The sequence below is a fragment of the Thioalkalivibrio halophilus genome (assembly GCF_001995255.1).
GTDB classification, from domain to species: Bacteria; Pseudomonadota; Gammaproteobacteria; order Ectothiorhodospirales; family Ectothiorhodospiraceae; genus Thioalkalivibrio; species Thioalkalivibrio halophilus.
Window position 1 is genome coordinate 17,712 of record NZ_MUZR01000004.1, and the last position, 25,308, is coordinate 43,019.

Consider the following 25,308-nt stretch of genomic DNA (forward strand, 5'->3'; position numbering starts at 1 on the left):
TGGGAGCCTGCCACGATTCCGCGTGCTTGAGCCAGTGGAGTCGTTCCGTCAATGCCTGCCCGTTTCGGAACGTCCCCGCAGCGCATGCACAGGAACGTCCGCTGCCAGTGCTCGAATGCGGGGCGCCAGTTTGACGCGGGGGGTGCGCGGGCTCCCCGGGACCCGGCAGGACGTGTATTCGGGATGCTGTACCGGGCTGCCCGGGCGCCGCCGGTGATCTCGGCGGCGATTCTGGTTCGGTGCCGCGAGCGGGGGTAGAGTTGTGAGCCACGCACAATCAGGGAGGACCCAGGGATGGGGCAGGACAAGGACGCTGCGGGCCGGGCCCGTGGGCACGATTACGGGTACAAGCTGCTGTTCAGTCACCCGGAGATGCTGGCGGATCTCATTCGCGGGTATGTCCGCGAGCCATGGGTGGAGCGGCTGGATTTTTCCACGCTGAGCCGGGTGAGTGACGGCTACGTCAGCGAGGACCTGCGCGAGCGCGAGGACGACATGGTCTGGCGCGTGCGTTGGGCGGGGGACGGGCAGTGGCTGTATGTGTATTTGCTGCTGGAGTTCCAGTCCTCGCCGGAGCGGTTCATGGCGCTGCGGCTGATGACCTATCTGGGGCTGCTGTACGAGGATCTGCGCAAGGGCGCTCAATTGACGGCTTCCGGTCGATTGCCGCCGGTGTTGCCGGTGGTGCTCTACAGCGGTTCGCGCCGCTGGCAGGCGCCGGAGGAGGTTGCAGAGCTGATCGAGACGGTTCCGGGCGGTCTGGAACGCTATCGCCCGCAGTTGCGTTATCTGCTGCTGGACGAAAGCCGTTTTCGGGACGACGGGCTGCCGGAGGTGCGCAATCTTGCGGCGGCGCTGTTTGCGCTGGAGAACAGCCGTCGTCCGGAGGACATGGAACGGGTCCTGGAGAGGCTGGTGGCGTGGTTGCGGCGTCCGGAACAGACGGGACTGCGGCGGAGTTTTACGGTGTGGATCAAGCGCGTGTTGCTGCCGGCGCGCGTGCCGGGTGTAGACTTGGAACAGGTAGCGGACTTGCAGGAGGTACGCAGCATGCTTGCGGAACGTGTGGAGGAATGGACCCGGGACTGGAAGCAGCAGGGGATCGAGGAGGGGCGAAGGGAAGGACGCGAACTGGGTCGTGAAGAGGGTCGTGAAGAGGGCCGAAAGGAAGGCGAGGAAGCCGTGCTGCTGCGCCTGGTGGAGATGCGTTTCGGCGCCGAGGTGGCCGAAACGTATCGTGCCCGAATCGAACAGGCGGATTCGGAGACGTTGCTGCGCTGGTCCGAGCGGATTCTGACGGCAAAACGTCCGGAAGATCTCTTCGCCTGACGGCCGGCCGTCAGGCCAGCCGGATGGCCTTCCGTCTGCGTGCTCCGTACGCTCGCCGAGGACCGGTTCCGGCACAAAAGCTCGGAGCCGTGCATCTCGCCTGCCCCGTCTTCAATGTCGTCATCGGCCGTTGTGGGAGGTTCACCGATGAACCACCCGGATCGGATGGCAGGGCCTGGATCTTGCGGGAAATGGCGCGCCCGAGAGGATTCGAACCTCTGACTTCCACCTCCGGAGGGTGGCGCTCTATCCAGCTGAGCTACGGGCGCTTCGCGGCAGTATGCTACGCCTCGGCCGGTTCTGCGTCCAGTCTTTCGTGTGGCTGCGAGTGGATCACGCGTGTCTCACGGGACGCGCTTGTTCGCCCTCGGGGAATCCTGTTTACTCGTCCGCACTTTGCGACAGGGGCACCACGCGGCGGGAAACGGGATGACAGGGATCGGGAGTGCGGGAGACAGGAGCATCCTGCGGGCGCTGGCGGGGCTGGGCCTGACGGTGTTACTGGCCACGGATGTGGCGGCGGGGACTGACGCGGCGCGCGAGGCGGCGGTGGAGGCCGCGCGGGCCGGGGATGGCGCGGCGGCGATCGTCGAGCTCGAGCGGCTGCACCGCAGTGCCCCGACGGATCCGGCGGTGCTGGCGGATCTGGTGGTGGTCCTGCGCAACGAGGGGGAGAACGAGCGCATCGTCGAATGGATGGAGGGCCGCGCGCCGGCCTCGCTGCCGGACTATGCCCACATGAGCTGGGCGGGTGCGCTGCGCGACCAGGGGCGTTTTGCCGACGCGGCCGATGTCCTCGCCGATTCGCGCCATGCCATCGGTCCGCGGGCGCATTTGCTGTACGCGGCGGCGCTCGCCGAATCGGGTTTTCCCGACCAGGCGCTGGAGGCCCTGCCGGCGCCGGGCACCCCCGGCCTGGACGCCGACGAGCATACACTCATGGCCTACGTGCTGCGGATCGCGGGAGAGCCGCGCGCGGCCCTGCGGGCGGCGCGTCATGCGCTGGATGCCGAACCCGGGCTGGAAGATGCGCTGCGGCAGCGGATCCTGGCGCTGTCAGGGGTCGGGGCGGCGGGTTCGGCGCGGCGGCTGGCCGATGCGAATCCCGGCCTGATGTCCGCGGAGCTGCACGCCACGCTGGTCAATGATCACCTCGCGGCGCAGCTCCGCGAGGCGCTGCGGGAACGCCTCCGCCGGGAGCGTGCCGGGCAGATGGCACGGCGCGACGAGCCGGTGGAAGAGGTGCTGGAATCCCTGCAGGTGGCGCGCCTCGGAATGGATCCCGGAGGTACGGCTTTTCGGCGCAACACGCACGATCAGATCTTTGTGCTGCGCGAACTCGGCCGGCATGCCGAAGCGGTGGCCCTGTGGGAAGGCCTGGAGGATCGGGATGCCGCGCCGCCCTACGTGCGCCGCGCGGTCGCCGACGGGTATCTGGCGACCCGGGAGCCGGAGCGGGCCGGAGAGATGTACGCCGCCCTGATTGGGGAATCCGACAGCCCCGACGCCTCCCTGCTGACCAGCCGCTATTTCTCGCTGATCGAGGCCGAGGATTACGCTGCGGCCGCAGAGGTGCTGGAGCGGCTGGTGGATGAAACCCCGATCTGGCTGCGGGTCCCGGAGGAGCGTCCGGCCGACACCCCGAACTGGGAGCGCGTCGGGGTCGAGCAGATGCAGGCGATGGACCGCGCCTACCGCAATCGCGCGGATCAGGCCGATGCCATGCTGGCCGAGCGGATCCGGCGGGCTCCGGCCAACGCCGATTTGCGCAATGCCCATGCCCGCGTCCTGCGCTGGCGGGGCTGGCCGCAGGCCTCGGTCGAAGCCACGCAGCTGGCGGAACTGGAGGCCCCCGAGGCGGCCGATACTCGCCTCAATCATGCCGCCAATGCGCGTGATCTGGGGGACTTCGCGCGCTGGGAGCAGGAGCTGGAGACCCTGGAGCGGGACTTCCCGCGCAACTCCCGGGTGCGGACGCTGGCGCGTCAGTGGGAGGATCGCGGCCGCCCGGCGATCCGCGGCGAGGTGGAGTACGGGCGGACCTCCGGACCGGACGACCAGACCGGACTGACCGGCGATCGCGACCTGCGTACCGAGCTGCGTCTGGATTCGCCATGGAGTCGCCGTAACCACCTGCGGGCCTTTGCGCTGCACCGGACCGAGCAGGGTGAGTATGACGATCGCTGGCTGCGTCAGGACCGGGTGGGCGTGGGCCTGGAATGGGAGGCCCTGCGGCGCAATGCCTGGGTGCGCCTGGATGCCGACCGGCAGGACAGCTCACAGATCGGTGTGGCCGCGGGCTGGTCGCACTGGCTGAACGATCACTGGAATTACAGTCTGGAGGTCGACTCGCGGTCGCTTCACACCCCACTGCGCGCCAGCGATGCCGGGCTTGACGGGGAGCGTCTGAACGGCTCGGTCTTCTGGCGCGCGAGCGAGCGCCTGTCGGCCTACGGCGGGCTGTCCCTGCTGCGCATCGATGACGGCAACCGGCGCGTGTCCGCTACCGCGGGTGCGACGCGCAGGCTGCATGCCTCCGCGCATCACGTGACCGAGGGCGGCGTGGACCTGTTTGCCGAGCGCAATTCGCAGCCCGGCGGGCCCTATTTCAATCCGCGCCACAGTGCCAGTGGTTCCCTGCGTCTGCAGCACGACTGGCTGACCTGGCGCGATTACGACCGGTCGCTGACCCAGGAATTCCGGGTGTCGGCGGGCATGGGTTATCAGGCGGATTTCGGCTCGGCGGCGATCGGGGATGCCGGTTATCACCACCGCTGGCAGCTGGGGCCGCGCTGGTCGCTGCATTACGGAGTCGGGGCCAGTACCCGGGTCTACGACGGCGACCGCGAGCAGCGGTATTACCTGCAGGCCGGTTTCGAGGGGAGGTTCTGATGAAGCGCTGGATGCTGGGCCTGGTCGGGTTCTGGCTGGGGCTGCCGGCGGTGGCCCTGGCGGAAGCGGATACTGCGAACCCCGGGGTGCCGGAGATCCCGGAGGGCCACTATTTCACCCTCGCCTACCACGATGTACGCGACGAGGTGGAGCCGGAGATCGACGCGGACCCCTATGCGGTCAGCACGCAGCGGCTGGCGCGCTGGTTCGAATGGATGCAGGAGAACGACTGGAATCCGGTCTCGCTGGAAGATATCGAGGCGGCCGGCCGGGGCGAGGCATCGCTGCCGCCCAATGCCGTGCTGCTGATCTTCGATGACGGGCTGCGCAGCATGTATACGCATGTGTTCCCGCTGCTGGAGGAGTTCGATTACCCGGCGGTTTCCGCGATTACGACGAGCTGGCAGGAAGCGGCACGGGATGGTCGCGAGGTAGATTACGACGGCGGGCGATTTTCCGATGTGGGGGAAGACTTCGCCGATCCCGATGACCCGCGGATCGTGGCGGCGGGCGGCGAGACGCTGTACGCCGATGATTTCTTCACCTGGGACGAGGCGCGCGAGATGCACGATTCGGGGCTGGTGGAGTTCGCCAGCCACTCCCATGACCTGCACCACGGGATTCTGGCCAATCCGCAGGGCAACACGCAGCCGGCCGCGGTGGTTCGCGAGTACGACCCGGAATCCGGCGCATACGAATCGGAAGAGGCCTTCGAGCAGCGTATCCGCGAGGACCTGGAACGCAGCTCCCGGGTGCTTGAAGAGCGCCTCGGCGAGGCGCCCCGTGCGATCGTCTGGCCCTACGGGGCGGGCACCGAGGCGATCGAGGAGATCGCTGCGGAGGTCGGCATGCCGTATTCCTTTACCCTTGGCAGCCGGCTGTTCAGCCCTGCGGGCCGGCGTGCGGATATTGGTCGGATGCTGATCATGGACGATCCTCTGCCTGCCGATATCCTCGCCGGCATCACCAACCGGCTGGATCCGCCCCGGGACTACCAGCGCGCCGTGCACGTGGACCTGGACTACATCCACGATCCCGACCCCGAACAGACCAACCGTAATCTGGGCCAGCTACTGGACCGGATCAAGGACATGCAGGTGCGCAGTGTCTACCTCCAGGCGTTCGCCGATCCCGACGGGGACGGCAATGCCGATGCCCTGTATTTCCCCAACCGGCACCTTCCCGTGCGCGACGACCTCTTCAATCGCGTCGCCTGGCAGCTGCGTACCCGCGCCGGGGTGGAGGTCTATGCCTGGATGCCGTTGCTGTCCTTTGACCTGCCCGATCGCGAACGGCAGGCCGGGCTCTCGGTGCGTCACTGGACCGCCGACGGCGAGATCGAGCGCTCCGATCGCGACTACCGGCGCATGAGCCCGTTCCTGCCGGAGAGCGCGGAGCTGGTCGGGGAGATCTACGAGGACCTCGGGCGCATGGCGCCCGGCATCCACGGGATCCTGATCCACGACGATGCCTATCTGGGCGACGATGAGGACGCCGCCGCCTGCCTGCCGGAGGCCCGCTGGCCGGGCAGCGACGACCCGATCCGCGAGTGCCGCCTGGAACCGCGCGACAGGACCCGCGCGCTGATCGAATTCGGCGCGGCCATGGTGGAACGTGCCGGACGCCACATCGCGGTCGGCAACGACCTCAGGGTGGCCCGCAACATGTATGCCCGGCCGGTGCTGGATCCGGATGCCGAGGCGCGCTTCGCCCAGGCCCTGGGGCCGTTCGTCGAGCATTACGACGAGGTGGCCCTGATGGCGATGCCCTACCTGGATGGTACCGACCTGCCCGAGGAGAAGTGGTTCGACCGGCTGTTCGAAGCGGTGGATGAACACCCGAAGGGTGTCGATCGCGTGGTGTTCGAGCTGCAGACGCGGGACTGGGAAGAAAACGAGTGGATTCCCACCCGCACCCTGGTCGCCTGGATCGAGCAGCTCAAGCGCCGCGGGGCCGGCCATTTTGCCTATTACCCGGACGATCCCTTCAACGATCACCCCGAACTCGAGGTGATCCGCGAGGGCATGTCCCTGACCGGATTTCCCTACTGACATGCCGGTGCGGGACGGGAAGCGGGCGATCGCCGCATTTCGCGGTCGCCGATCAAGGATGACGGGAGTGCATGATGATCCGTGACGTAATGTTCGCGTTTGCCTTTTTCTACCCGCTGATCATGGCCTGGATGTGGATGTTCGGCGGGCTCTGGTACTACCTGCGCTGGGAACGGGGCAACCGTACGCCGCCACCGGTGAAGGGGGACCCGGGGGTCAGCATCATCATCCCCTGCTTCAACGAAGAGGCCCAGATCCGCGAGACCATCGCCTACGCCCTCGCCTCCGAATACCCGGACTTCGAGGTCATCGCGGTCAATGACGGCAGTGGCGACAACAGCGCCGCGATCCTCGACGAACTGGCGTACGAACACCCGCGCCTGCGGGTCATCCACCTGGCCTCCAATCAGGGCAAGGCCGTGGCCCTGCGCACCGGGGCCCTCGCCGCCCGCAACGAATACCTGGTGTGCATCGATGGCGACGCCCTGCTGCACCCGGAGGCGGTGCACTGGCTGGCGTTTCACCTGGCGTCGGGGCCCCGCGTCGGCGCGGTCACCGGCAACCCGCGTATCCTCAATCGCACCACCATGCTGGGCAAGCTGCAGGTGGGCGAGTTCTCCTCCATCATCGGCCTGATCAAGCGGGCGCAGCGGGTCTATGGGCGGGTCTTCACGATCTCCGGGGTGATCGCGGGGTTCCGCCGGACCGCGCTCGATCGGGTCGGGTACTGGGCTCCCGACATGGTCACCGAGGACATCGACATCTCCTGGCGCCTGCAGATGGATCACTGGGACGTGCGCTACGAGGCCAACGCCCTGACCTACATCTACATGCCGGAAACCCTGCGCGGCCTGTGGAAGCAGCGCCTGCGCTGGGCCCAGGGCGGGGTCGAGGCGCTGGTGCGCCATCTCCCGGATCTGTTCATGTGGCGACGCCGGCGTTTCTGGATGGTGGCGCTGGAATTCGGGGTCAGTGTCCTGTGGGCCTACGTGATCCTGTTCATCATGCTGCTGTTCGTGGTCGGCCAGCTGGTACCCCTGCCGCCGCAGTGGCACATCGAGACCCTGCTGCCACAATGGAACGGGGTGATCCTGGGTGTGACCTGTCTGATCCAGTTCCTGGTGAGTCTCGCGATCGACCGCCACTACGAACCGCGCCGCCGGTTCCTGCGCAACTATCTCTGGATCATCTGGTACCCGCTGGCGTTCTGGGTGCTGTCGGTGTTCACCACCGTGGCGGCTTTCCCGCGTGCGCTGTCCAAGCCGCGCGGCATGCGGGCCCGCTGGACCAGCCCGGACCGCGGCCTGCGGGCGGAAGCGTCGGGAGAGGGCCGTGACTGACGCAAGGCAGCGCCCCCGGATTCCGGAGGTCCTCGATTTTCCCGAGCTGCGCACCGCCCGCCACCGGGGGGTGGGAGCGATGCTGGCGCTCGCCGGGTGGGCGCTCTGGCTCTATCTGCTGACGCCGTTGCTGGCCCTGGGGGGCTGGGTGTTCGGGTTCGGGCGGTTCGAGGAATATGTCCTCGATGACCCGCTGCGTACGGCCTTCACGGTGCAGATCTACGTGCTGGTGGTGATCGTGGCCGGGGCCCTGTTCCTCGGCTGGGCGATCTACAATATGGTCCGTTTCCGCGGACGTGAACGCCGCCGGGCGCCGCCGCCGGTGAATGCCGAGGGTCTGGCCCGCTCGTTCGGGCTCGATCCGTTCGCCGTGCAGCGGACACAGGGTGCCCGGGTCGGCGTGGTGCAGTTTGATGAGGACGGGCGGGTGCTGGATACCCGTCTCCTGGTGCCCTTGTCGGTGGAGAAGGCGGCCGGCCCCCCCGGTGCGCATTCGGAGTATTCGAGTGCTGCACTCGGTTTGTGGCCTGCCGCTGCCGGATGCCCTATACTTCCGCCCCTCGTGCGCGCCCGTGCGCCGCAGCTTTCAGGGCCGCGCCCGGATTCCAGGGGAAACCAAAATCAAGGCCGCATTCGGCCGGATCTCGGAGGGAGAGAAGTGGCGAATCAACCGATCAAGATGGATGCCGGGAACAAGGTGCTGCTGTTCGTCTCGGCGATCGCGCTGGCGGGCGCGGTCATTTTCCTGGTGGCCCAGCTGGTGAACTGGCTCGGCCAGATGGGCACGGCGGAACGCACCACCATCACCGAGGAACAGCTCGCGGAGCGCCTGACTCCGGCGGGGCGGGTCGAGGCTGGCCCGGTCGACGCGGCGGACGAAGAAGCGGCCGATCTGAGTCCCGGGGATGTCTATCAGAATGTATGCGCGGCCTGTCATGACACGGGGGCCTCGGGGGCGCCCATCGTGGACGACACCGATGAATGGTCCTCGCGCTTCAGTGACAAGGGCATGGATACCCTCTTTGATCACTCCCTCAACGGCTTCAATGCGATGCCGGCGAAGGGCGGAGACCCGAGTCTGAGTGACGACGAGGTCCGCCGTGCGGTCGCCTATATGCTGGACCAGGCGGACGTGGATCATGGCTGGTCGCCGGACAACGGTGCCGCTGAGAACGGCAACGATGAGGAAGCCGTGAGCGAGACGGCAGAAGAGGTCGCCGCCGAGGACGAGGCCGCTGCGGAGGAAGCCGCCGCGAACGGTGAGGCCGTCAACGGCATCGATCTCGCTTCCGGCGATGCCACCCGGGCCGAGAACCAGCTGTTCGGCACCTGCGTGGCCTGCCACGGCGCCCGGGGCCAGGGCGTGGGCATCTTCCCGAGCATCGCCGGGAATACGGCGGAGTTCATTGCCGGTCGCCTGGTGGCGTACCGCGCCGGCGAGACGGTGGGTGACGATACCCACCTGATGGCCCCGAACGCGCGCAATCTGTCGGATCAGGACATCGCCGATCTGGCCGTCTATATCGCGACGCTGGAAGAGTAAACCGGGCCTTCGGTCGCAGCCCCGTCGCGGTGCGGAACCCGCGGCGGGGCTTTTTCGTGTCTACTCCACGCGCCAATGGTCCAGGGCACGGAAGCTGAGGGCCTCGGTCAGCTGGGCGCGGCCGATGGTCGGTGCCCCGGCAAGGTCGGCCAGGCTGCGGGCGACGCGCAGGATCCGGTGGTAGGCCCGGGCCGACAGGCGAAAACGTTCCGCGGCGGCATCCAGCAGCGCCCGTTCTTCCTCGGGCAGGCTGGCGTGCTGCTGCAGGGCACGGCCTTCCAGCATCCGGTTCAGACAGCCCTGGCGTTCCAGCTGGAGCCGGCGCGCCGCGGCTACGCGGCGGGCAACCGTGGTGCTGTCCTCGGCGTCCGGGTCGGGGGTGTCGCGGCCGAGTTCCGCCGGCGGAATGCGCGGTACGTCGATCGCGAGGTCGATCCGGTCCAGCAGCGGCGCCGACAGCCGCTTGCGATGGCGCCCGCGCTGCTCCGGGGTGCACTGGCACGCGTTCCCCAGGTCACAATCGAAGCCCTGCGGGCAGGGATTCATGGCGCCGACCAGCTGGAAATGCGCCGGGAATTCGGCCTGGTGGGCGGCGCGGGAGATGTGGATGACGCCGGTCTCCAGGGGCTCGCGCAGCACGTCCAGCACTCGCCGGTCGAACTCGGTCAGCTCGTCCAGGAACAGCACTCCATTGTGGGCCAGCGAGATCTCTCCCGGGCGGGGCGTCCCGCCGCCCCCCACCAGGGCCACGCCCGAGGCTGTGTGGTGCGGCTGCCGGAACGGGCGGCTGCGCCAGTCCTCGTGCAGGTGCCGGGTGCCGCGCAGGCTGTGGATCGCGGCGGTTTCCAGGGCTTCGGCGTCATCCATGGGCGGCAGGAGCCCGGGCATGCGGGCGGCGAGCATGGACTTGCCGCTGCCCGGCGGTCCGACCATCAGCAGGTGATGCCCGCCGGCGGCGGCGATCTCCAGCGCGCGGCGTGCGCGATGCTGGCCGCGTACGTCGGCCAGGTCGGGGTAGGCCGGCGGACACGCCGCCGGAGGTTCGGCGGCGGGCAGGGCGGGGCCCCCGTTGAGGGCCGCGCAGACCTCGCCCAGGTGGCGCGCGGTGACGATGTCGGCACGCCCGGTCAGGGCGGCCTCGCGACCGTCATCGGGGTTCAGGACCAGCTGGTGCCCCGCCTCGCCGGCGGCCAGTCCGGCCGGCAGGGCGCCGCCCACCGGACGGATGTGCCCGTCGAGGCTCAGTTCGCCGAGGAATTCGCGGGTATCCAGGGCGCTCTGCGGGACCTGTTCACTGGCCGCCAGGATCCCCAGTGCAATCCCCAGATCGAAGCGCCCGCCCTCCTTGGGCAGGTCGGCGGGCGCCAGGTTGACGGTGATGCGCCGACGCGGAAACTCGAAGCCTGCGGTCTGGATGGCCGCGCGCACGCGGTCGCGGCTTTCGCGCACCGCGGCCTCGGGCAGGCCGACGATCTGGAAGGCCGGCAGGCCGTTGGCCAGGTGGGTCTCGATGGTGACGGCCGGTGCGCGGATCCCGTCGGTCGCGCGCGCGGTAACAATGGCGATGGGCATCCCTGCCTCTCCCTGTTCGGGCCGGGCGTTCCGGGCCCGGCGGCAACTGGTTGGTGATGGCGCGGCCGCGGGCGGCGCCACATGCGGCGATCAGTTGTCGGAATCGGTGTCCTGCGGCCGGGCGGCCTGCTCGAGGGCTTCCACCCGGGCCTCCAGTTCGGCGAGGCGCTCGCGGGTGCGCTCCAGCAGGGCGACCTGGACGTCGAAGTCCTCGCGGGTCACCACATCCATGCGCTCCAGCCCGGCCTGCAGCGAGCTGCGCACCTGGCGGTGGACGTCTTCCTGCACGCTGCGCACCGATTCCGGCAGGCTTTCGGTAATGCGTCGGGCGAGGTCATCGAAATGTTTCGGGTCAAGCATGCCTGCGGTCTCCGGGTTTCGGTTCTTCCAGTCTAACGCGTTCCGGTGTCATTGCGAGGCCGAGCGGCCGCCATCCACCGGGATCACCTGGCCGGTGATGTAGGGGGATTCCAGCAGCAGGAAGCGCACGGTGCGGGCGATATCCGCCGGCTCGCCGGGCCGCTTGAGGGCCGTGCGCTCCACCATTGCCTCGTGGGGGGCGACGTTGGCCGGGTCTTCGGGAGTGAGGATGGCCCCCGGTGCCACGCCGTTGACGCGCACCTCCGGACCCAGCTCGCGTGCCAGCGACTGGGTCAGGGCATGCAGCCCGGCCTTGGCCGCCGAATACACCGGATAGCCGCTCAGCGGTCGCAGGGCGTGGATGTCGACGATGTTCACCACCGCGCCGCCGCTCGCCCGCAGGGCGGGGGTGCAGGCCTGGGTCAGGAACAGCGGGGCGCGCACGTTGGAGCCCATCAGGTCGTCCCATTGCGCCATGGTGATCTCGCCCACCGGCGTGGGGTAGAAGGTGGAGGCGTTGTTGACCAGAAAGTCCAGCCGGCCGCGCCAGTCATGCGCTTCCCGGGCCAGGGCCTCAGGGGCCTGCGGGTCGAGCAGGTCGGCCTGCAGCGGCCGGGCACTGTCGGGACGCCGGGCGTTCAGTTCGTCGGTCAGCGCTTCGGCATCGGCGCGCGAGCGCCGACAGTGCACGATGACGTCCAGTCCGGCGGCGTGCAGTTCGCGCGCGATGGCCGCGCCGATGCGCCGCGCGCCGCCGGTGATCAGGACCACGCGGCGTTCGCCGCCGTCCTCCGGGGGTTTCGGTGAATCCTTGCCTGGGGCACTCTCTGTCACTGCCAACTCCCTGCATGGAACGAATGACCAATGCCGCCGGCAGAATCTAGCACAGGATCCAGCAGCGACTCCGGGGATCCGGGTGCGGCCCTTTCCGCCCGCCTGGTGGACTCCCTGCAACAGAGCATCCGCGAGGCCGGAGGGTTCCTGCCCTTCGTCGAATATATGGACCGGGCGCTTTATGCGCCGGGTCTGGGATATTACGTCAACGGGGCGCACAAGCTGGGTGCGGGCGGGGATTTCGTGACCGCGCCGGAGATCTCGCCGTTGTTCGGCGAGACCCTGGCGGCATGGCTGGCGCCCGTGCTGCAGCAGGACCTGGACGGTGAGGGGGTGATCCTCGAGTTCGGTGGTGGCACCGGGCGGCTGGCAGGCGACGTGCTGGCGACCCTGCGCGAGGCGGGAGTGCCGTGGGCGGGCTACTGGATCCTGGAGGTCAGTCCGGATCTGCGCGAGCGCCAGCGCGAGTATCTGCAGGCGGTGCTGCCGGCGGAAGACTTCGCGCGGGTGACCTGGCTGGATGCCCTGCCGGGCGAGCCCTGGCGCGGCGTGGTGCTGGCCAACGAGGTGCTGGATGCCCTGCCGGTGGAGCTGTTCCGCTGGCGTGACGGGGCGGTGGGGCAGATGGGCGTGTCCGCGGACGAGGGCGGCCTGGTGCTGGCCGAACGCCCGGCGCCGGAGCCGCTGCGCAGCGCAGTGTACGAGCTGCACGCGCGCTGCGGGCCGTGGCCCGAGGGTTACACCTCGGAGTGGCGTCCGGCCCAGAACGCCTGGGTCGCGGCCGCGGCGGAGCATCTGGAGCGCGGCGCGGTGGTGATCGTCGACTACGGCTTCCCGCGCGACGCCTTCTACGCCCCGGAGCGGCATCAGGGGACGCTGGTGGGCTACCACCGTCAGCAGATGGTGCTGGATCCACTGGCGCAGCCGGGGCTGATGGATCTGACCGCCAGCGTGGATTTTACCGCGGTCGCGGAGGCCGCGGATGCCGCCGGGCTGGAGGTCGCGGTGTACGCCGCACAGGGCGAGTTCCTGCTGGCGGCCGGCCTTCCCGCGCGCTTCGATGCGCGGGTGGGCGACGCCAGTGACGCCGAGACCACCCTGCGTGCGGCGCAGGCGGTGCGCATGCTGACGCTGCCGGGGGAGATGGGCGAGCGCTTTCAGGTGATGGCCCTGACCCGCGACTGCCCGTCGCTGCCGCGGGCCGGCCTTCCCGACCGCCGGGGGCGCCTGTGATGGAGACACGGGGGCGGTGCGGGCACTTTCCCGCCGGGGCGCCGCGGGGCATGATTCCCGGATGAACGTACTCGGCATCGAAACTTCCTGCGACGAGACCGGCGTGGCGCTGATCAGCGACCGCGACGGTCTGCTCGCGCACCGGCTCTACAGCCAGACCGACCTGCACGCGGTCTACGGCGGGGTAGTGCCCGAGCTGGCCTCCCGGGACCATGTCAGGCGCTTGCTGCCGCTGGTGCGCGCGGTGCTGGACGAGGCGGGCATGCGCGGGGGGGAGCTGGATGCCATCGCCTACACCGGCGGGCCGGGGCTGCTGGGCGCGCTGCTTACGGGTGCCGCAGTGGCGCGTTCGCTCGCCTGGGGCTGGGGTGTCCCGGCCCTGCCGGTGCATCACCTCGAGGGGCATCTGCTGGCGCCAATGCTGGAGGGCGAGTTCGAGTTTCCCTTCCTGGTGCTACTGGTGTCCGGCGGCCACACCCAGCTGATCCACGCGCGTGCCCTGGGCGACTATGAGCTGCTGGGCGAGAGCATCGACGATGCCGCCGGCGAGGCCTTCGACAAGACCGCGAAGCTCCTGGGTCTGGGCTATCCGGGCGGGCCGGCGCTGGCGCGGCTGGCGGCCGACGGACAGGCGGATGTGCTGCGCCTGCCGCGGCCGATGCTTGACCGGCCCGGTCTGGACATGAGCTTCTCCGGGCTGAAGACCGCAGTGCTGACGGCCGTGCGCAAGGGCGGACATGCCCCGGCCGACGTCGCGCGGGCGTTCGAGGAGGCGGTCAGCGAGACCCTGGTGGAGAAGACCCGGCGTGCGCTGAAGCAGAGCCGTGCGCCGGCGCTGGTGGTGGCCGGCGGGGTGGCCGCGAACGCGACCCTGCGCGCGGGTCTGGAACGGATGGCGCGCGAGAGCGGCGTGCCGGTGCATTTTCCGCGGGCGGAATTCTGCACCGACAACGGGGCGATGATCGCGCTGGCCGGCCTGCGCCGGTTGCAGACCGGGCGCGCCGCCGAGGCGGTGGACGACGCCGGCACCCCGGTCATCCATGCCCGGGCGCGCTGGCCGCTGGCGGAGCTGACCGGCTGAAGCCGTGCCGCAGCCGTGCTACGCGGAGCCGTCTCCTCCGGCGTCGTCTTCCCCGGAGGCGGGCTTTTTCTTCTCGCCGATGCGGGATTCCTCGCCGCGCATCAGCCGCCGGATGTTTTCGTCATGGCGGATGAACAGGATCAGGGCCATCACCGCGACCAGCGTGACGATCCAGAAATCCGGCTCGCCCGGGGCGAAGGCCAGGTACAGCGGCGCCGCGCCGGCGGCCACCAGCGCCGCCAGCGAGGAATAGCGCCAGATCGCAGCGACCGCCAGCCAGGTCAGCGCGCTCAGCAGGGCGACCAGCGGGTTTAGCGCCAGCAGGACGCCCAGCGCGGTGGCGACACCCTTGCCGCCCTGAAAGCGGTAGTACACTGGCAGGACGTGGCCGAGGAAGGCCGCCAGGCCGACGGCACCCGCGGCCCAGCCCGGCAGGTCCGTCCACTGCAGGACGATGAAGACCGGCAGCCAGCCTTTGGCCACGTCGCCCAGCAGGGTGATCAGGGCCGCCGTGCGCCCGCCGGTACGCAGCACGTTGGTGGCCCCGGGGTTGCGCGAGCCGCTGGTGCGGGGATCGGGCAGCCGCAGCGCATGGCTGACCAGGATCGCGCTGGATACGGACCCGAGCAGATAGGCGAGGACGATGGCAATGGCGCTGAGCATGGTGGAGCGGTTCCGGTTGGCGAATGCGGGCCCATCATACGCAACGGGGCGTGGCCGGGGCAGGGGGCGCTCGTGAGCGACGGCAGCGCCCCCGCGCTGGTTCTGCTGCATGGCTGGGGATTCTCGGGCGCTGTCTGGGAGCCCGTGATCCGTGCGCTGCGGGCGCGGGGGTACGCGGGGAGGATCCATGCCCCGGACCTGCCCGGCCATGGCGCCGCCGGCGGCGGTGACGAGCTGGCCGATCCGGATGCCGTCGCCGCGCAGCTGGTGGCGGGGTTGCCCGACGATCTCGAGAGTCCCGTGTGGGCCGGCTGGTCGCTGGGCGCACTGCCCGCGCTGGCCATCCGGGGAGCAGACGCGCGGGGACGCATCCTGGTGGCGGGGAGTCCGCGCTTCGTGTGCGCGGCGGACTGGCCGGAGGCAATGGATCCCCGCGAGCTGGAGGGCTTTGCCCGCCTGCTCGGCAGCGACACCGGGCGCCTGCGCCGCCAGTTTGCTGCGCTGTGCGCGCGGGGCGCGCAGGAGCCCGCCGCGCTCGCGCGTTCCCTGCGCGGCGGGCTGGAAGCGGCGGCGGCGCGACCCGAGGCCCTGGCGGCGGGGCTCGCCGCGCTGCGTGACGCGGACCGGCGTGGCGATCTGGGCGCCGGGTCGCCGCTGGCCGCGCTGCTGGCCGAAGACGACGCCCTGATCCCGCCGGGTCTGGAACGGCATCTGGCGACCCGGGTGCCCGGGGCGCGCATCCGGCGGGTGCCCGGTCCGCACGCCCTGCCGCTGGCGGCGCCCGATACGGTCGCCGAATTCATCCATGCAACGCTGGCGGAGATCCCCGCATGAGCGACATCGACCCTTCCGGCTTCGAACTCGACAAGGCACGGGTGCGTGAAGGCTTTGCCCGCGCCGCTGCCGACTACGAAACGCACGCGGCAGTGCAGCGCGAGGTTCAGGGGCGCCTGCTCGAACGCCTGGACCTGATCCGCATGCAGCCGGAACGCGTGATCGATCTGGGCTGCGGGATCGGCGAATCGTTCGACGACCTGGCCCGCCGTTACCGCAGCGCCCGCCTGACCGGGGTCGACTTCGCGCCGGCCATGCTGCAGCGAGCCCGCCGGCGCGGGCGCTGGCTGCGGCGCCCGCGGGTGCTGTGTGCCGACATGGAGGCCCTGCCGCTGGCCGACGCCTCGCAGGATCTGGCGATCTCCAGCGCCGCACTGCAGTGGTGCAGCAGTCTGGATCGCGCGTTTGCCGAGGTCCGCCGGATCCTGGCGCCCGGTGGCCTGTGGATGTTCACCACCTTCGGCCCGGCCACCCTGAGCGAGCTGCGTGAGGCGTTCGCCGCGGTGGACGGCGGCGCGGCCGCCCACGTGAATGCCTTCATCGATATGCATGACATCGGCGATGCCCTGGTACGCGCAGGCTTCGCCGACCCGGTGATGGACCAGGAAAGCCTGACGCTGACCTACCCCGATCTGACCCGCCTGGTGCGGGATCTGCGAGGCGTGGGTGTCCGCAATGCCCTGTCGGGGCGCGGCCGCGGGCTGATGGGGCCGCGGCGCCTGGTGGCCGTGGCCGAAGCCTACGCCGAACGATTCGGCGTGGAAGGCCGTCTGCCGGCTACCTGGGAGGTGGTGTACGGGCACGCCTGGGTGCCGGACGCGCCCCCGCCGCGTGCGCCGGAAGGCCGCACCATCCCCATTCGGCCGATCTCCTGACGTCCGCCCCTCGCACTCCCTCGAAAATCCCGCGACAAAATCGCGGGTGCGTGATTTGCCTCAACACCGAGTGGAATCACTCGGTGCACTCTCGCGTCAGGGGTATCCGCCGGTGTATCCTTCAGCGGCCAGAAAGTTCCCCTGCTCTCGAACGAATGTCCGACTGCAGGGGGTGGTCTTGGTTTTTTTTGTCGACCGGTAATGGGGTAGAGTTCTGAGCCCCCGATCCATCGGGACCTTCGTGTTCCCCGCAGCAAGGTGGAAAAGTCATGTCACAAGCAGCCACTACCGCGGGTGCCGCACCCGCAGCGTCAGTCGCTTCAACCGAGCAGTACAATTACGCGATCGTCAAGAAGTTCGCGGTTGCCGCCGTCCTCTGGGGCGTGTTCGGCATGGCCGCCGGGGTCTGGATTGCCTCGCAGCTCGCGTGGCCGTTCCTGAACTTCGACATCGCGCAGATCACCTTCGGGCGCTTCCGCCCGGTGCACACCACGGCGGTGATCTTCGGCTTCGGGGGTAACGCCCTGTTCGCCACGTCCTATTACGTCGTCCAGCGCACCTGTCACGCGCGACTGTGGAACGACTCCCTGGCCAGCTTCACGTTCTATGGCTGGAACCTCGCACTCATTCTGGGTGTGATCAGTTACATGGCCGGGATCACGCAGGGTCGCGAATACGCCGAGTTCAACTGGCAGATCGACCTGATCATCCTGGTGACCTGGGTGGTGTACTTCCTGGTCTTCACCATGACGCTGCTGCGCCGCAACCAGCCGCACATCTACGTGGCGAACTGGTTCTTCATGTCGTTCATCCTTGCGACCGCGCTGCTGCACATCTTCAACAACATCGAAGTGCCGGTGGGCCTGTTCAACCCGCAGTCCTACCCGATGTTCTCCGGTGTGCAGGACGCGATGCGCCAGTGGTGGTACGGCCATAACGCGGTGGGCTTCTTCCTGACCGCGGCCTTCCTCGGGATGATGTACTACTTCGTGCCGAAGCAGGCCGGTCGCCCGATCTACTCGTACAAGCTGTCGATCATCCACTTCTGGGCGCTGATCTTCCTGTACATGTGGGTGGGTGCGCACCACCTGCACTGGACGGCCCTGCCGGACTGGGTCTCCACCCTGGCGGCAACCTTCTCCATCCTGCTCCTGCTGCCGTCCTGGGGCGGCATGATCAACGGGATCATGACCCTGTCGGGCGCCTGGGACAAACTGCGCACCGACCCGATCATGCTGTTCCTGATCACCGCGCTGGCGTTCTACGGCATGTCGACCTTCGAGGGTCCGATGATGTCGCTGAAGAGCGTGAATGCGCTGTCCCACTACACCGACTGGACGGTGGGCCATGTGCACTCCGGTGCCCTGGGCTGGGTGGCGATGATCAGCTTCGGCTCGCTCTATCACCTGATCCCGCGCCTGTGGAACGTGAACCTCTTCAGCCTGAAGCTGGTGTACGTGCACTTCTTCCTGGCGACCGTCGGCATCGTGCTCTACATCACCGCGATGTGGGTGGCCGGTATCGGTCAGGGCCTGATGCTGCGTGCCTTCGACCAGTACGGGAACCTGGCCTACACCTTCACCGAGTCCGTGGTGTTCCTGCATCAGCCGTACGTGGTGCGTGCCATCGGCGGCGGTCTGTTCCTCCTGGGCATGGTGATCATGGCGTTCAACATCTTCATGACGGTCCGCTCGGGCATCAAGGCGGAAGCCCGTGCCCGTCAGGAAGCCATCGAAGCCGAAGCCCGCACGGCCTGATCAGGGGAGAAGAGGAATCATGAAGCACGAAAGCGTAGAGACTAACGCCGGACTCCTGATCGTCCTGACTCTGGCCGTCATCAGTGTCGGCGGCCTGGTCGAGATCGTCCCGCTGTTCTACATCGACGATACCGTCGAAGAGGTGGATGGCGTCCGGCCCTATACCCCGCTGGAGCAGCGGGGGCGCGACATCTACATCCGGGAAGGCTGCTACGCCTGCCATTCGCAGATGGTGCGGCCCTTCCGTGACGAGATGCTGCGTTACGGCAATTACTCGCTGGCGGCCGAGTCGCAGTACGACTACCCGTTCCAGTGGGGTTCCAAGCGGACCGGTCCGGACCTTGCCCGGGTGGGCGGCAAGTACTCCAACGAGTGGCAGGTCCAGCACCTGATCGACCCGCAGTCGCTGGTGCCGGAATCCATCATGCCGGGTTACCCGTGGCTGGCGGAGACGCCTCTGGACATGTCCGATCTCGAGGACCGGATGATTGCCCTGAAGCGCGTGGGCGTTCCTTACTCCCTTACGGAAGAGGAGTACGAGCGTAACGTCGAGAAGTACGGCGAAGAACACGCCCGCATGTTCGACATCAACCGGGCGGAGGAAAACCTGATCGAACAGGCCCAGGCCGAGAACTTTGACGGCAACAGCGCCACCATTACCGAAATGGACGCCATCGTTGCCTACATGCAGGTTCTGGGAACCATGGTCGATTTCAGTGAATACGATGACGGCCACTTTGCCGAATTCCGGTAAGCCGTCAGGGAGCTCGATTCCGTCATGCTGAGTTTGTGGGAATGGATCCAGGACATGGGCAACAGCAAGACCCTGGCCCTGATCCTGTTCATGAGCACGTTCGTCGGGGTGGTGATCTACCTGTTCGCCAGCCCCCGGCGTGCACGGAAATTCGAGACGTATCGCTACATTCCTCTGGATGATGATGATTCACATCGGGAGCCGACGACGTCCCGGCGTGACAAAACCGAGAGTGACGAGCAATGAGCACACAGGACAATCGCAAACCGGGTCAGGGTGAGGTGGAAACCACCGGTCACGTCTGGGACCAGGACCTCGCCGAATACAACAATCCGCTGCCGCGCTGGTGGCTGTGGGGCTTTTACGCCACGGTCGTGTTCGCCCTGGTCTACTGGGTCCTCTACCCGGCCTGGCCCATCGGCGACACCTTTACCAAGGGGCTGGCCTCGGTGACTTACGAGCAGGACGGCGAGGAGGTCACCACGCACTGGAACACCCGTGCGCTGTTCTACCGGGACATGCAGACCGGTGAATACGCCGTGCGCCAGCGCAACATGCTGGAACAGGTTGCGGGCATGGAGTACGCCGAAATCCTGCAGGACGCGGACGCGATGAGCTTCGTGAACGCCTACGCCCAGGGTTCCTTCGGCACGTGGTGCGCGGCCTGCCATCAGGTGGGCGGTGCCGGCGTGATCGGCCAGTATCCCAACCTGCGGAACGACCACTGGAAGTGGGGCGGCACGGTGGAGCAGATCGAAGAAACCCTGGTTCAGGGACGCCTGGGCTACATGCCCGGTTATCGGGGCATCCTTTCGGACCAGCAGCTGGAGAACGTCTCCGCTTTCGTCCTGTCGATGAACGGCTACGACATGGATCCGGCCGCGGTCGAGGCGGGCGAGCGGATCTTCACCGGCACTGACGGCGGCTGCTTCCAGTGCCACGGTACCGGCGGCGAGGGGCTCGAATCCCAGGGTGCGCCCAACCTGACCAATGACATCTGGGGTCTGGTGGACGTCCACGGTGCCGCCGACGATGGGGAGCGTCAGCGTCAGGTCGCGCGTTTCATCGGCAACGGTGCCCAGCGCGAGATGCCGGCCTTCGCGGATCGGCTGTCGGATGAAGAGATCAAGATCCTGACGGCCTACGTGCACTCCCTCGGTGGCGGGCAGCCGTAAGCCCGCTGCTTCTTCCGCGTCGCTATTCGACCGCAAGGGTGCGAGGTTCTTGACCTCGCACCCGTATTAGCTGTTAATGATTCAAATCCCATGGGACACCGGACCTGCGGCGTCCCTGATCCGGGGCCGTTCCCCGGGAGGCATTGATGGCGGAACAGCAGCCGATGTACGAAGCCCGTATCCCGATCCATCCGCGTTCGGTTAAAGGGCGGTTCCGCAACCTCAAGACCGGTATCCTGCTCGTCGCCTACAGCGTTTATTTCCTGCTTCCGTGGATCCGCTGGGAGCGTGAGTACGGCCCGAATCAGGCCATCCTCTTCGATATCCCGGGTCGCCAGTTCTTCCTGTTCGATCTCGTGGTGTATCCCCAGGATATCTTCTGGCTCGCCGGCTTCCTGATGCTCGCTGCCGTCACGCTCTTCTTCGTGACCGGTCTGGCCGGTCGCGTGTTCTGCGGCTATTTCTGTTTCCAGACGCTGTGGACCGACGTGTACATGTTCCTGGAGCGGAAGATCCAGGGTGAGCGGCCCGCGCGGATCCGGCTGTCGAAGCAGCCATGGAATGGCGAAAAGATCCTCAAATACACCGCGACGCACGCCTCGTGGCTGCTGGTTGCGTTTGCCACCGGACTGGGGTTCGTCCTCTACTGGGGTGACGCGCCCACCATCGTGCAGCAGTTCTTCGTCGGCGAGGCCGTGTTTGCAGCCTATGTGACGGCGGGCATCCTCACGGCCACCACCTACACGGCAGCGGGGCTGGCACGCGAACAGGTCTGCACCTTTATCTGCCCGTACGCGCGGTTCCAGAGCGTGATGTTCGACAAGGACACCATGATTGTGTCCTACGACGAAAACCGCGGCGAAGGTTCGGCAGGGCGGGCGAAGCCGGTCAAGGGGTTCCAGACGCGCGAGGAGCGCCAGGCGGCGGGTGTCGGCGACTGCATTGATTGCGGCTATTGCGTGCAGGTGTGTCCCACCGGGATCGACATCCGGGACGGACTCCAGTATCAGTGCATCCACTGCGCGCTGTGCGTGGATGCCTGCGACACGATCATGGACAAGCAGGGCTGGCCCCGCGGCCTGATCCGCTACACCTCCGAACGCGAGCTGGAAGGTGGCAAGACGCACCCGATCCGGCTGAAGACCGTGGGTTACGGGGCGGTGATGCTGGTCATCCTGGGGGCCCTGGTGGCGAGCATCCTGGATCGTCCGCCGATGGATGCCAACGTGAATCAGGTGCGCCAGCCCCTCTACGTACAGATGTCGGACGGCCAGATCCAGAACTCCTACGAAATCCGCCTGAACAATACGAGTCAGGAAGTGCTCGACTTTGAACTGGGGATCGATGGCCTGGACGGTGCCACGCTGGATCTGGGGCAGGTGTCGGACATCCGCCTGGAGCCGGGCGAACGCCTGACGGTGCTGGCGCGAGTGCGCTACGATGTTCCGGCGGATGCCTCCGGATCCCGGATCCCGTTCGACTTCGTGATTACGGATCGTCAGGGTCGGATCGACCCCTACACCATCGGCTCCCAGTTCAGCTACGCGCGCTGACCGGAGGGCGGACCTCTACCCCGGCAAACGGATGTGCCGGGGTTCGCAAACACCGGACGCAACCCCGTCCCCGTGGACGTTGAAGGCATCATGAGCAACCTGGTTATTACCCTTGGCCTGGGCAGTGCCGCCCTGGCGCTGCTGTTCTTCCTGATCTACCGCTTCACGCGCCTGCGCGCCTATCACGCGGCTGCGGTCGTGGTGGCGGTCATGCTGTTCGTGTTCATCCCGGCTTCCATCCTTACCTGGCAGGGGGCGGATGTCTTCGCCATCCATCTGGCGCTGTACGTGATCGTGCCTTACGGGCTCGGGATCGTGTTCAGCCAGAAGGAGGCCGAGGCGGCCGCCGGCAAGGCCCACGTGGGGCGTCTGCACTGGGCGCCGATGGTGATCGTCGGGTTCTTCACCATCATTGCAACGGTTCAGGCCGTGCTGATTACCCTCGCGCACAATGGCATGCCGGACCGTTTCATCGGTACCCTGCTGCCCGAGCCGGACGCCCCCGTGGAGCGCGTGACCTCGGCGTTCCCGGGGCTGGTCGACGGCTTGGAGGATCGTGACCAGGCGCTGGCGGTGCATCGCATGAGCGAACTGGAGGAGCAGGCCTCGCGTGGCTGGGAGATCCGGCAGGGGTGGCTGGGAGAGCCCCGCAAGGGGGAGACCGAGACGCTGCGGGTCGAGGTCCGCGACGCCGAGGGCCGGCCGCTCGAAGGGGCAGAGGTCACGGGTACCTTCCTCTGGCTCGCCGACCATCGCAAGGATCAGCCCTTCGCCATGCGCGAACGGGGTGACGGATTCTACGAGGTCGACGTGGCACTTCCCGAGGCCGGGCGCTGGGATCTGCGCTTCTTCGTCGAACGCGACGGGGCGCAGGTCGAACAGCAGGCGAACACGCGCGTTCACGGTCACTCGGGCTGACGGCGCGGGTCCCGATGAGGCCATGCGTCTGACCCTGTCGTGAGCCAGCATGCGGTGAACGAACCGGCGCTGTCGGATGCGGCGCCGGAGGAGCACTGTTTTCACTGCGGTCTCGAGGTGCCCCCCGGTGCCGACTACCCGGTGGAGTTCGAGGGCGCCTGTCGCCCCACCTGCTGCCCCGGCTGCCAGGCCGTTGCCGGCGCGATCATCGAGCGCGGCCTGGGGTCGTATTATCATCATCGCACCGCGGCGCCGGCCGCATCGGGCGACAGCATCGTCCCCGACGAGCTGCGCGAACTCGAACTGTTTGACGCCCCGGCGGTTCAGCGCCAGTTCGTGACGGCCCGCGAGGCCACCTCCGGTGAACGTCGCGAGGCATCGTTGATCCTCGAGGGCATCACCTGTGCGGCCTGCGTCTGGCTGAACGAGCGCCACGTCCAGGCACTGGACGGCGTCGAGGAATTCCGCGTCAATTACTCCACGCATCGGGCCCGGGTGACCTGGGACCCCGGGCGTCTGGCGTTGTCCGATATCCTGCGTGCGATCCGGGACATCGGTTATCGCGCCCATCCCTACGACCCCGGCACGCGCGAACAGGCGCTGGCCCGTGAGCGCGGGCTCGCCCTGCGTCGCCTGGGGGTTGCTGCCCTCGGCATGATGCAGGTGATGATGCTCGCCGTGGCCCTGTGGCTGGGGGAGGGGGATCCGCAGCACGAGTCGATCATCGATTTCATGCGCCTGGTGGCCGCGATCTTCGCCACACCGGTGGTGCTGTACTCCGCGATTCCGTTCTATCAGAGCGCGTGGCGGGACCTGCGGCACCGACAACTGGGTATGGACGTACCGGTCAGCATCGCGATCATCGCGACCTACCTGGCCAGCGTGTGGGCGGTGTTCTCCGGCACCGGCGAGCATGTCTATTTCGAGTCGGTGGTGATGTTCGTCTTTTTCCTGCTGACCTCGCGTTACCTCGAGCTGATGGCGCGCCAGCATGCGAGCGAAGCGGTGGATCGCATGGACCGTCTGGTCCCGGCGATCGCACGCCGGGTCACCGACAATGGCGAAACCGAGTCGGTGCCCGTGGCGGAGCTCGAGCCCGGCGATCGGGTGCAGGTACGCCCGGGTGAATCCGTGCCTGCGGATGGCGTGGTGGTGGACGGGCGGTCGACGGTGAACCGGGCCCTGCTGACCGGGGAACCCGAGCCGCGCCCGGCCAGTGCCGGTACCGACGTGGTCGGAGGCACGGTGAACGTCGAGAGCCCGCTGGTGGTGGAGGTCCGCCGGGTCGGAGCGGAGACCACCCTGGCGGCGATCCAGCGGCTGCTGGATCGCGCGCAGACCGAAAAGCCCCGGGTCGCGCGCATGGCCGAGGCGGGTACCGGCTGGTTCGTCGCCGCGGTGCTGGTGCTCACGCTGCTGGCCGGGCTTGTCTGGTATTTCCTGATCGACCCGGCCCGGGCCCTGTGGGTGATGGTCGCCATGCTGGTCGCGACCTGCCCGTGTGCCCTCGCCCTGGCGACGCCGGTGGCGCTCACCGCGACCACGGGGACGCTGACGCGCGACGGCGTTCTGCTGACCCGGGGCTTTGCGCTGGAGGTCCTGCCACGCGTCACCACCGTGTGTCTGGACAAGACGGGCACGCTCACCGACGGCCGGCCCCGGCGGGTGGCTACCGAGGTCCATGACCCGGCATTCGATCCCGAGCGCGCGCTGGCGTGGGCCGCGGCCCTGGAGCGGCATTCCGAACACCCGCTGGCGCGCGCGCTGGTCGCCGAGGCGGGCGGGCAGCCGGTCGCGGCCGGGGTCGAAAATCACCCCGGCGAAGGCCTGACCGGCACGATCGACGGGCATCACGTCGCCGTCGGCGGAGCGTCACTGATGCCCGCCGCACCGCCGACCGGTCCGAACACCACGCCCGACCCCCTGGCCTCACCGGTGTGGCTGGCGGTGGATGGGCGAGTGGTGGCGACCTTCTGGCTTGCCGACACCCCGCGCGCCGAGGCCGCGGCCTCGGTGCGGGCCCTGCAGGAGCGTGGCCTGCGGGTCATTCTGCTGACCGGCGACCGGCCCGAGGCGGCGGCGAGGTTCGCCGAGCGGCTCGGGATCACGGAAGCCCACGGCGGCCTGTCGCCGGACGACAAGCTGGCCCATGTGCGCGAACGTCAGGCACGTGGCGAGTGCGTGCTGATGGCGGGCGAGGGGGTCAACGATGCCCCCGTGCTGGCCGGGGCCGACGTATCCCTGGCCATGGGTGGCGGCAGCAGCCTGGCGCGCACCCGCGCGGACCTGGTGCTGCTGTCGGATCGCCTCGACCGCCTGCCGGGCGTGTTCGAGCGGGCCGGGGCGACGCGGCACGTGATTCGGCAGAACATCATCTGGGCCATCGGCTACAACGTCGTGGCCCTGCCCGTGGCCGCCTCGGGCATCCTGACTCCGTGGCTGGCCGCGCTGGGGATGTCGCTCAGTTCGCTGCTGGTGGTGGGCAACGCCCTGCGCCTGCGGCCGCCGCGCCCGCGTGACTCGACCTGAACGGTGCCCGCGCGG

At 68.2% G+C, this 25,308-nt stretch carries 20 protein-coding genes, 1 tRNA gene and 1 pseudogene; 17 read left to right on the forward strand and 5 right to left on the reverse strand.

Going from position 1 to position 25,308, the window contains the following annotated elements:
- The first annotated feature begins 294 nt into the window (after positions 1-294).
- Positions 295-1,329, forward strand: coding sequence for an Rpn family recombination-promoting nuclease/putative transposase (locus tag B1A74_RS01190; RefSeq protein ID WP_077243536.1), 1,035 nt, complete (start codon positions 295-297; stop codon positions 1,327-1,329).
- A gap of 192 nt (positions 1,330-1,521) precedes the next feature.
- Here the strand turns inward: B1A74_RS01190 and B1A74_RS01195 are convergent.
- A tRNA-Arg gene (locus B1A74_RS01195) sits at positions 1,522-1,598 on the reverse strand.
- A gap of 160 nt (positions 1,599-1,758) precedes the next feature.
- Here B1A74_RS01195 and pgaA point away from each other — a divergent pair.
- The 5 genes and pseudogenes from pgaA (at position 1,759) to B1A74_RS14440 (ending at position 9,155) form a co-directional block, all read left to right on the forward strand.
- Entirely contained in the window at positions 1,759-4,221 is a 2,463-nt protein-coding gene (gene pgaA / locus B1A74_RS01200; protein WP_077243537.1) for a poly-beta-1,6 N-acetyl-D-glucosamine export porin PgaA, read from the forward strand.
- Complete coding sequence (gene pgaB / locus B1A74_RS01205; RefSeq protein ID WP_077243538.1) at positions 4,221-6,272, forward strand: poly-beta-1,6-N-acetyl-D-glucosamine N-deacetylase PgaB; 2,052 nt, start codon at positions 4,221-4,223, stop codon at positions 6,270-6,272. The genes pgaA and pgaB overlap by 1 nt, the downstream gene beginning before the upstream one ends.
- A gap of 74 nt (positions 6,273-6,346) precedes the next feature.
- Positions 6,347-7,612 (forward strand): poly-beta-1,6-N-acetyl-D-glucosamine synthase, encoded by a 1,266-nt coding sequence (gene pgaC, locus B1A74_RS01210; RefSeq protein WP_077243563.1) that lies wholly within the window; start codon positions 6,347-6,349, stop codon positions 7,610-7,612.
- A pseudogene (gene pgaD, locus B1A74_RS14435) lies at positions 7,605-8,036 on the forward strand (poly-beta-1,6-N-acetyl-D-glucosamine biosynthesis protein PgaD); the annotation flags it as partial. The gene pgaC and the pseudogene pgaD, both read left to right, overlap by 8 nt.
- 234 nt (positions 8,037-8,270) lie before the next feature.
- Positions 8,271-9,155: a c-type cytochrome gene (locus B1A74_RS14440; RefSeq protein WP_244269148.1), complete on the forward strand. Its 885-nt coding sequence runs from the start codon at positions 8,271-8,273 to the stop codon at positions 9,153-9,155.
- A 60-nt stretch (positions 9,156-9,215) separates the two neighbouring features.
- On the opposite strand, the gene B1A74_RS01220 is transcribed toward B1A74_RS14440, so the two are convergent.
- The 3 genes from B1A74_RS01220 to B1A74_RS01230 form a co-directional block, all read right to left on the reverse strand.
- Positions 9,216-10,727: a YifB family Mg chelatase-like AAA ATPase gene (locus B1A74_RS01220; protein WP_018947092.1), complete on the reverse strand. Its 1,512-nt coding sequence runs from the start codon at positions 10,725-10,727 to the stop codon at positions 9,216-9,218.
- A gap of 90 nt (positions 10,728-10,817) precedes the next feature.
- Complete coding sequence (gene ubiK, locus B1A74_RS01225; protein WP_018869073.1) at positions 10,818-11,087, reverse strand: ubiquinone biosynthesis accessory factor UbiK; 270 nt, start codon at positions 11,085-11,087, stop codon at positions 10,818-10,820.
- Between the two features lie 48 nt (positions 11,088-11,135).
- Entirely contained in the window at positions 11,136-11,921 is a 786-nt protein-coding gene (locus B1A74_RS01230; protein ID WP_077243540.1) for a pteridine reductase, read from the reverse strand.
- 30 nt (positions 11,922-11,951) lie between these two features.
- On the opposite strand from B1A74_RS01230, the gene B1A74_RS01235 reads away from it, so the two are divergent.
- Positions 11,952-13,154, forward strand: coding sequence for a class I SAM-dependent methyltransferase (locus tag B1A74_RS01235; RefSeq protein WP_077243541.1), 1,203 nt, complete (start codon positions 11,952-11,954; stop codon positions 13,152-13,154).
- Between the two features lie 61 nt (positions 13,155-13,215).
- Entirely contained in the window at positions 13,216-14,235 is a 1,020-nt protein-coding gene (tsaD, locus tag B1A74_RS01240; RefSeq protein WP_077243542.1) for a tRNA (adenosine(37)-N6)-threonylcarbamoyltransferase complex transferase subunit TsaD, read from the forward strand.
- Positions 14,236-14,253: 18 nt separating this feature from the next.
- On the opposite strand, the gene plsY is transcribed toward tsaD, so the two are convergent.
- On the reverse strand, positions 14,254-14,898 hold the full coding sequence (plsY, locus tag B1A74_RS01245) for a glycerol-3-phosphate 1-O-acyltransferase PlsY (protein WP_018947088.1): 645 nt from the start codon (positions 14,896-14,898) through the stop codon (positions 14,254-14,256).
- Positions 14,899-14,970: 72 nt separating this feature from the next.
- Here plsY and B1A74_RS01250 point away from each other — a divergent pair, with 72 nt between their 5' ends.
- The 9 genes from B1A74_RS01250 to B1A74_RS01290 all read left to right on the forward strand — a co-directional run bounded on the left by B1A74_RS01250 (position 14,971) and on the right by B1A74_RS01290 (position 25,293).
- Entirely contained in the window at positions 14,971-15,732 is a 762-nt protein-coding gene (locus B1A74_RS01250) for an alpha/beta fold hydrolase (protein ID WP_018947087.1), read from the forward strand.
- Complete coding sequence (gene bioC, locus B1A74_RS01255; protein ID WP_077243543.1) at positions 15,729-16,607, forward strand: malonyl-ACP O-methyltransferase BioC; 879 nt, start codon at positions 15,729-15,731, stop codon at positions 16,605-16,607. The genes B1A74_RS01250 and bioC overlap by 4 nt, the downstream gene beginning before the upstream one ends.
- 269 nt (positions 16,608-16,876) lie before the next feature.
- Positions 16,877-18,364, forward strand: coding sequence for a cytochrome-c oxidase, cbb3-type subunit I (gene ccoN, locus B1A74_RS01260; protein ID WP_077243544.1), 1,488 nt, complete (start codon positions 16,877-16,879; stop codon positions 18,362-18,364).
- Positions 18,365-18,383: 19 nt separating this feature from the next.
- Positions 18,384-19,118: a cytochrome-c oxidase, cbb3-type subunit II gene (ccoO, locus tag B1A74_RS01265; RefSeq protein ID WP_018947084.1), complete on the forward strand. Its 735-nt coding sequence runs from the start codon at positions 18,384-18,386 to the stop codon at positions 19,116-19,118.
- Between the two features lie 24 nt (positions 19,119-19,142).
- Positions 19,143-19,364, forward strand: a complete 222-nt coding sequence (locus B1A74_RS01270) for a cbb3-type cytochrome oxidase subunit 3 (RefSeq protein WP_019570135.1) — start codon at positions 19,143-19,145, stop codon at positions 19,362-19,364.
- Complete coding sequence (gene ccoP / locus B1A74_RS01275; protein WP_077243545.1) at positions 19,361-20,293, forward strand: cytochrome-c oxidase, cbb3-type subunit III; 933 nt, start codon at positions 19,361-19,363, stop codon at positions 20,291-20,293. The genes B1A74_RS01270 and ccoP overlap by 4 nt, the downstream gene beginning before the upstream one ends.
- A 146-nt stretch (positions 20,294-20,439) precedes the next feature.
- Entirely contained in the window at positions 20,440-21,846 is a 1,407-nt protein-coding gene (ccoG, locus tag B1A74_RS01280) for a cytochrome c oxidase accessory protein CcoG (RefSeq protein WP_018947081.1), read from the forward strand.
- Positions 21,847-21,936: 90 nt separating this feature from the next.
- Positions 21,937-22,764, forward strand: a complete 828-nt coding sequence (locus tag B1A74_RS01285) for a FixH family protein (protein WP_077243564.1) — start codon at positions 21,937-21,939, stop codon at positions 22,762-22,764.
- Positions 22,765-22,803: 39 nt separating this feature from the next.
- On the forward strand, positions 22,804-25,293 hold the full coding sequence (locus B1A74_RS01290; protein WP_077243546.1) for a heavy metal translocating P-type ATPase: 2,490 nt from the start codon (positions 22,804-22,806) through the stop codon (positions 25,291-25,293).
- Positions 25,294-25,308 lie beyond the last annotated feature (15 nt).

What these genes read in the sequence shown, in the direction of transcription:
- B1A74_RS01190 (WP_077243536.1), top strand. Translation starts at nt 295, where the DNA reads ATGGGGCAGGACAAGGACGCTGCGGGCCGGGCCCGTGGGCACGATTAC.
- pgaA (WP_077243537.1), top strand. Translation starts at nt 1,759, where the DNA reads ATGACAGGGATCGGGAGTGCGGGAGACAGGAGCATCCTGCGGGCGCTG.
- pgaB (WP_077243538.1), top strand. Translation starts at nt 4,221, where the DNA reads ATGAAGCGCTGGATGCTGGGCCTGGTCGGGTTCTGGCTGGGGCTGCCG.
- pgaC (WP_077243563.1), top strand. Translation starts at nt 6,347, where the DNA reads ATGATCCGTGACGTAATGTTCGCGTTTGCCTTTTTCTACCCGCTGATC.
- B1A74_RS01220 (WP_018947092.1), bottom strand. Translation starts at nt 10,727, where the DNA reads ATGCCCATCGCCATTGTTACCGCGCGCGCGACCGACGGGATCCGCGCA.
- ubiK (WP_018869073.1), bottom strand. Translation starts at nt 11,087, where the DNA reads ATGCTTGACCCGAAACATTTCGATGACCTCGCCCGACGCATTACCGAA.
- B1A74_RS01235 (WP_077243541.1), top strand. Translation starts at nt 11,952, where the DNA reads ATGCCGCCGGCAGAATCTAGCACAGGATCCAGCAGCGACTCCGGGGAT.
- tsaD (WP_077243542.1), top strand. Translation starts at nt 13,216, where the DNA reads ATGAACGTACTCGGCATCGAAACTTCCTGCGACGAGACCGGCGTGGCG.
- plsY (WP_018947088.1), bottom strand. Translation starts at nt 14,898, where the DNA reads ATGCTCAGCGCCATTGCCATCGTCCTCGCCTATCTGCTCGGGTCCGTA.
- bioC (WP_077243543.1), top strand. Translation starts at nt 15,729, where the DNA reads ATGAGCGACATCGACCCTTCCGGCTTCGAACTCGACAAGGCACGGGTG.
- ccoN (WP_077243544.1), top strand. Translation starts at nt 16,877, where the DNA reads ATGTCACAAGCAGCCACTACCGCGGGTGCCGCACCCGCAGCGTCAGTC.
- ccoO (WP_018947084.1), top strand. Translation starts at nt 18,384, where the DNA reads ATGAAGCACGAAAGCGTAGAGACTAACGCCGGACTCCTGATCGTCCTG.
- B1A74_RS01270 (WP_019570135.1), top strand. Translation starts at nt 19,143, where the DNA reads ATGCTGAGTTTGTGGGAATGGATCCAGGACATGGGCAACAGCAAGACC.
- ccoP (WP_077243545.1), top strand. Translation starts at nt 19,361, where the DNA reads ATGAGCACACAGGACAATCGCAAACCGGGTCAGGGTGAGGTGGAAACC.
- ccoG (WP_018947081.1), top strand. Translation starts at nt 20,440, where the DNA reads ATGGCGGAACAGCAGCCGATGTACGAAGCCCGTATCCCGATCCATCCG.
- B1A74_RS01285 (WP_077243564.1), top strand. Translation starts at nt 21,937, where the DNA reads ATGAGCAACCTGGTTATTACCCTTGGCCTGGGCAGTGCCGCCCTGGCG.